Origin of the sequence: Myxococcus sp. CA023, assembly GCF_010998615.1 — a bacterium.
Lineage (GTDB): Bacteria > Myxococcota > Myxococcia > Myxococcales > Myxococcaceae > Myxococcus.
In genome coordinates, this window is the sequence record NZ_JAAEAH010000159.1 from 1 (window position 1) to 4,601 (window position 4,601).

A 4,601-nucleotide genomic window follows, 5' to 3' on the forward strand; every position below is an offset into this window, starting at 1 on the left:
TGATGCAGCGTAGTCTCGTGGGCTCGGAGATGTTTATAAGAGACAGCCCCCACGGTGATGGAGCCCTTGCCCACGAGGACGATGGCGCCCCCCGCGCCACCGCCCGAGCCGGGCAGGTTGGCGGCGGTCCCACCAGCCTCACCATTGGCATTGATGGCTCCCCCCGGGGGGATGCGAATCGCTCCCTGCGCGAGAATGACCAGGGAGCCGCCACCCCTGCCACCGGTCACACCGGCCTGCTTGGCCCCCGCGCCGCCGCCCAGGCCGCCGGGTCGCAGGAGTTGCGCGGCCTGGAGCGGCAACAGCCCACGCCCTCCTTGGGGCTCGCCTGCGGCCGCACGCGCCACGCCCGCCTCCGCAGGCCCGGTTCCGTTGTCCTCGGCACTGGGGTCCACGATGATCGTACCGTTGACGGTGACGTCACCCGTGGCCCGGATGACCGTTCCACTCGGGACAATCAGCGTGCCGGAGATGGTGACGTTCGCGAACTGGAGGTGCTGCCGGCCGGCCAACGTGTTGTAGCCAGCGGCCGTGGTCAGATCCACGGTGTTGCCGCTGGGGACGTTGTACGCTCCAGCCGACCCGTCACCGTAGGCGCCCAGCGAACCCATGGGCCCCTGCGGACCTTGAGGGCCCTGCGGACCAATCGGTCCCGAAGGGCCCTGGGTCCCTGCAGGTCCCATCGCGCCCGCAGGACCTTGCCCGCCCTGCGGTCCCACCGGCCCGTTGCACACGAAGCGGGTGAGCGCGACATTCTCCTCGCCCGCATCCAGCGTCCCATTGCGGTTGGCGTCGACGCCCATTTCCAGCCGCACGCCACCGGTGGCGCAGTTGCCGGCCGCCGGCTCCACGGTGGTCCGCGTCACCGTGCCCAGACCGACATCACCCTGGGGGCCCGTGGCACCCGCTGGGCCCACCGGGCCCTCAGGTCCTACGGAGCCCTGCGGTCCCGCCGGCCCGGCAGGTCCCACCGCGCCAGCGGGCCCCTCCGGTCCCCGGTCACCCTGCATGCCCGTCTCACCCTGAAGACCGGTTGGCCCCTGCACGCCCTGCTCACCACGGAGGCCCTGCGGGCCCATGGCGCCCTGCGGCCCCTCGGGCCCCATGAGCCCCTGTGCCCCGTTGCACACGTAACGGGTCAGCGAGGCGTCGACCTCCTCATCCTCCAACTGACCGTTCCGGTTGAGGTCGATGCCCGTCTCCACCACCACACCCGCCTGGGCGCAGTTCTCACCGGAGGGTTCGGAGTCGGTCCGGACCAGCGCCGTCAGCCCCGAAGGTCCCTCCGGCCCGCCTGCCGGGCCCGGAGGACCTTGCGGCCCCTCTGGGCCCGTAGCGCCAGGCGCACCTGGCTCGCCCTGAGGACCAGCGGGCCCCTCGGCGCCCGGCGCGCCCGGAGGGCCTTCTGCGCCCGCGGGACCGGCAGGACCTTGCGGCCCCTGAGGTCCCGGCGTGCCTTCCTCACACGCCGACAGCACCAGCAGTGCCGTCAACGGAAGCGCCTGAAACCACTTCTGATACAGCGGACGTCGCCAGTTCTCTTGCGTCATCTGCGCCGGCCTCCTCGTCGTGAAACGTCTTGCCGCGGGCCTCTGAGCAAGCCGCACGCCACGCCAAGAAGACCGGGGCGACCCCAAGAGGTTCGGCGGTAACCGGGCAGATTCTCTCGTGGGAGAGAACCCGCGAGACATTGCCCCGGCGTCCGGGTCAGACGCACCCGCGTTTCATCGGCACGCGGATCCGCCGCGGCGTCTGGGCCGGACGCATGCGCGTCTGTACCGGACGCACGAGCGTGCGTGACACAGCGAGACATGGAGGCACCGCGCCTCACGTTTCATTGCATGCCGCCGTCACCCGCACATGAAACACGCGCGATTTCAGCGCTGGCCGGACCTTTGCTCAGGGAGGAAGCGCAGCAGGCGCAGTCAGGCAGTCCTCTCCTCGAAAGGTAGACGCACGTGTCAGAGCCCTTCATCGGTCAGGTCATGATGTTCGCAGGCAACTTCGCTCCGCGGGGCTGGGCATTCTGCCAAGGGCAGCTTCTCTCCATCGCCCAGAACTCGGCGCTCTTCTCCATTCTTGGCACCACCTATGGAGGCAATGGACAGACGACGTTCGCCCTGCCGGACCTGCGTGGCCGCTATCCCATGCAGCCGGGCCAGGGCCCTGGCCTATCCCCCCGCACGCTGGGCGAACAGGGTGGAACTGAAACCGTGACGCTGATTTCGACGCAGATGCCGGCGCACAATCACACCCTGAATGTGAGCAGTCAGCACGGCGATACGGAAACGCCCATTGGCACCGTGCTCGCGGCGGACTCCACGGCGACCGTGCTCAACTACCGGGCTGCCCCCATCGACGGGACCATGAACCCCGCGGCCATCGGCGTCGCGGGGGGAAGCCAGCCGCACAACAACATGTCGCCCTTCCTGTGCATCAACTTCATCATCGCGCTGGAAGGCATCTACCCGTCGCGCAACTGACGCACCGTGAGCCCCAAGGGCTCAGCGCCTCGCTCCATTCACGCGTGCGAGGCGCAGTGGGGGCCACGCGGACGGCCGCCGCGAATCCGTCCCCACGAGCCACCCCTTCCAGGTCCGCAGCGACCCTGAACTGCGGGGTGGGTAGCCCGTTCCCGGTAGGGTGGGCACGTCGGGGGCAGCGTTACGGCACGGGAGCGTGGGCGGTGGTGGCGGAGCGAGACGGCGGGGGGCAACGCTCGCAAGTCACACCGACGACGGTGTTCACCGTCTGCGCCTCCGTGCTCGCGGTGGTCGTACTCGTCACCTTCGTGGCGAAGACACGGGTGGCACTGACACTGACGGGCATCGCCACCATCCTGGCGCTCGCGTTGGAACACGGCGTCGCGCGACTGGAGCGCGGCAGGCTGCCTCGGCTGGCCGCCATCGCCCTGGTGATGACGGCATTGCTGGTCGTCGTCGCCGCCCTCGCGCTGCTCGTGATTCCCGCCGCGGCGGACCAATTGGACGCCCTGGTTCGCCAGTGGCCGCAGTTGATGGAGGAACTGCGGAGCTCTCGGCCCATCCAGGTGCTCAGCGACCGGCTGCAGGCGCTCGGCTGGGCGCGACGGCTGGAGGAAGCAACTCCCCGGCTCGCCACCGGCGCCCTGCCTACGCTGCTCATCCGAGCCATCGGAGGCGTGGTGGGGGCGGTCATCTCGGCCCTCACCGTCTTCTTCCTCGTCGTGTTCATGCTGACATTCGGAGGAGACCTGATTCGCAGGGGGCTGGCCCTGGTCGGCCCCGAGCACCGGATGCGATACGTCCGGGTCTTCCACAACGTCTACAGCGCCACGGGCGGCTACCTGTCCGGGCTGGCGCTCATCTGCACCATCAACGCCACCCTGACCACGGTGACGCTGGCGCTCCTGGGCTTGCCGTACTTCCTGCCCCTGGGCATCGCCAGTGGCTTCTCCAGCCTGGTCCCTTATGTGGGGCCGCTCATCGCTGGGGGCGTCATCACCTTGCTGACGTGGGCCACGCAGGGAATCTGGGCGGCGGCGGTCGCACTCGCCTACTTCCTGCTGTACGGGCCCCTCGAGGGCAACGTGCTGGCCCCACTCGTCTTCCGCCGTACGGTCCACGTCAATCCGCTGCTCATCCTCCTCGCAGTCCTGTTCTGCGCGGAGCTGGCCGGCATCGTGGGCGCGGTGGTGGCGGTGCCCGTGGCCGCGACCCTTCAAATCATCTCCCGGGAGGTCCTCCTCTTCCGGCAGGAGCGCAGGGCGGCGCGCACAATCCACCCCACGGAACCTGAATGACGCCCTGAAAGGGGGACACGATGGCCGCAGGTCCACTCCCATGGCTGCTGACCCATGGCACAGCGGCCCTGCTCTTCGCCGCCCTGGTCGCCGGAGGCTTGGGGGTACCCATTCCAGAGGACCTGGTGCTGCTGTCGCTGGGCATCCTCGCGCACCGGGACGTCCTGCCCATCACCCTGGCGGTCGCGGTCGCGGTGGCCGGAGTGCTCTGCGGCGACACGGCTCTCTTCCTCGCCGCCCGAAGGTTGGGGCCCGCGCTGTACGAGCATCCTCGGATGAAGAAGCTCCTGCCGCCGGAACGCCGCGAGCGATTGGCCCAGCTCTACGCGCGCCACGGTGGGCGCTGTGTCTTCGTGGGGCGCTTTCTCTCCGTGCTGCGCGGGGCTGTGTTCATCATGGCCGCGGTGCAAGGCATGCGGCTGCGCCACTTCCTGCTGTGGGACGGGTTGGCGCTGCTCGTGAGCGCCCCGGTGGTGGTGGCGCTGGGGTACGCCTTCTCGCACAGCGTGGACGCGGTGGCGAAAGGAGCGGCGCGAGCCGAGCACCTGCTGGTGCTGGCCACCACGGCGGCCCTGCTGGCGGTGGGGGGCGTGCGCCGGCTGCGCGCGCGGCGCCTGGCCCAACGCCCGCGGTGACGCGAGGAAACCCAACACGCCCAAAACAGAAAACCCCCGGTGTCCACGAGGGACACCGGGGGGTTTCTCAAAAAGAATCCGGCAGCGACCTACTCTCCCGCGCGGTTTCCCGCGAAGTACCATCGGCTCTGGAGGGCTTAACTTCCGTGTTCGGGATGGGAACGGGTGGGACCCCTCCGACATAG

The 4,601-nt window shown here is 69.5% G+C and carries 4 protein-coding genes and 1 rRNA gene; 3 read left to right on the top strand and 2 right to left on the bottom strand.

Features of this window, described 5'->3' with window-relative positions; translation table 11 throughout:
* Nucleotides 1–1,550: collagen-like protein (locus tag F8M74_RS36895; RefSeq protein ID WP_305847186.1), on the bottom strand; the 1,550-nt coding region annotated here is incomplete at its 3' end.
* A gap of 408 nt (nt 1,551–1,958) precedes the next feature.
* Here F8M74_RS36895 and F8M74_RS36900 point away from each other — a divergent pair.
* The 3 genes from F8M74_RS36900 to F8M74_RS36910 all read left to right on the top strand — a co-directional run bounded on the left by F8M74_RS36900 (nt 1,959) and on the right by F8M74_RS36910 (nt 4,416).
* Complete coding sequence (locus F8M74_RS36900; RefSeq protein WP_141259081.1) at nt 1,959–2,483, top strand: phage tail protein; 525 nt, start codon at nt 1,959–1,961, stop codon at nt 2,481–2,483.
* A 137-nt stretch (nt 2,484–2,620) separates the two neighbouring features.
* A complete protein-coding gene (locus F8M74_RS36905; protein WP_141259082.1) occupies nt 2,621–3,781 on the top strand; it encodes an AI-2E family transporter in 1,161 nt (386 codons plus the stop codon).
* A gap of 20 nt (nt 3,782–3,801) precedes the next feature.
* Nucleotides 3,802–4,416, top strand: a complete 615-nt coding sequence (locus tag F8M74_RS36910) for a DedA family protein (RefSeq protein WP_141259083.1) — start codon at nt 3,802–3,804, stop codon at nt 4,414–4,416.
* Nucleotides 4,417–4,492: 76 nt separating this feature from the next.
* On the opposite strand, the gene rrf is transcribed toward F8M74_RS36910, so the two are convergent.
* Nucleotides 4,493–4,601 (bottom strand): 5S ribosomal RNA (rrf, locus tag F8M74_RS36915); the annotation flags it as partial.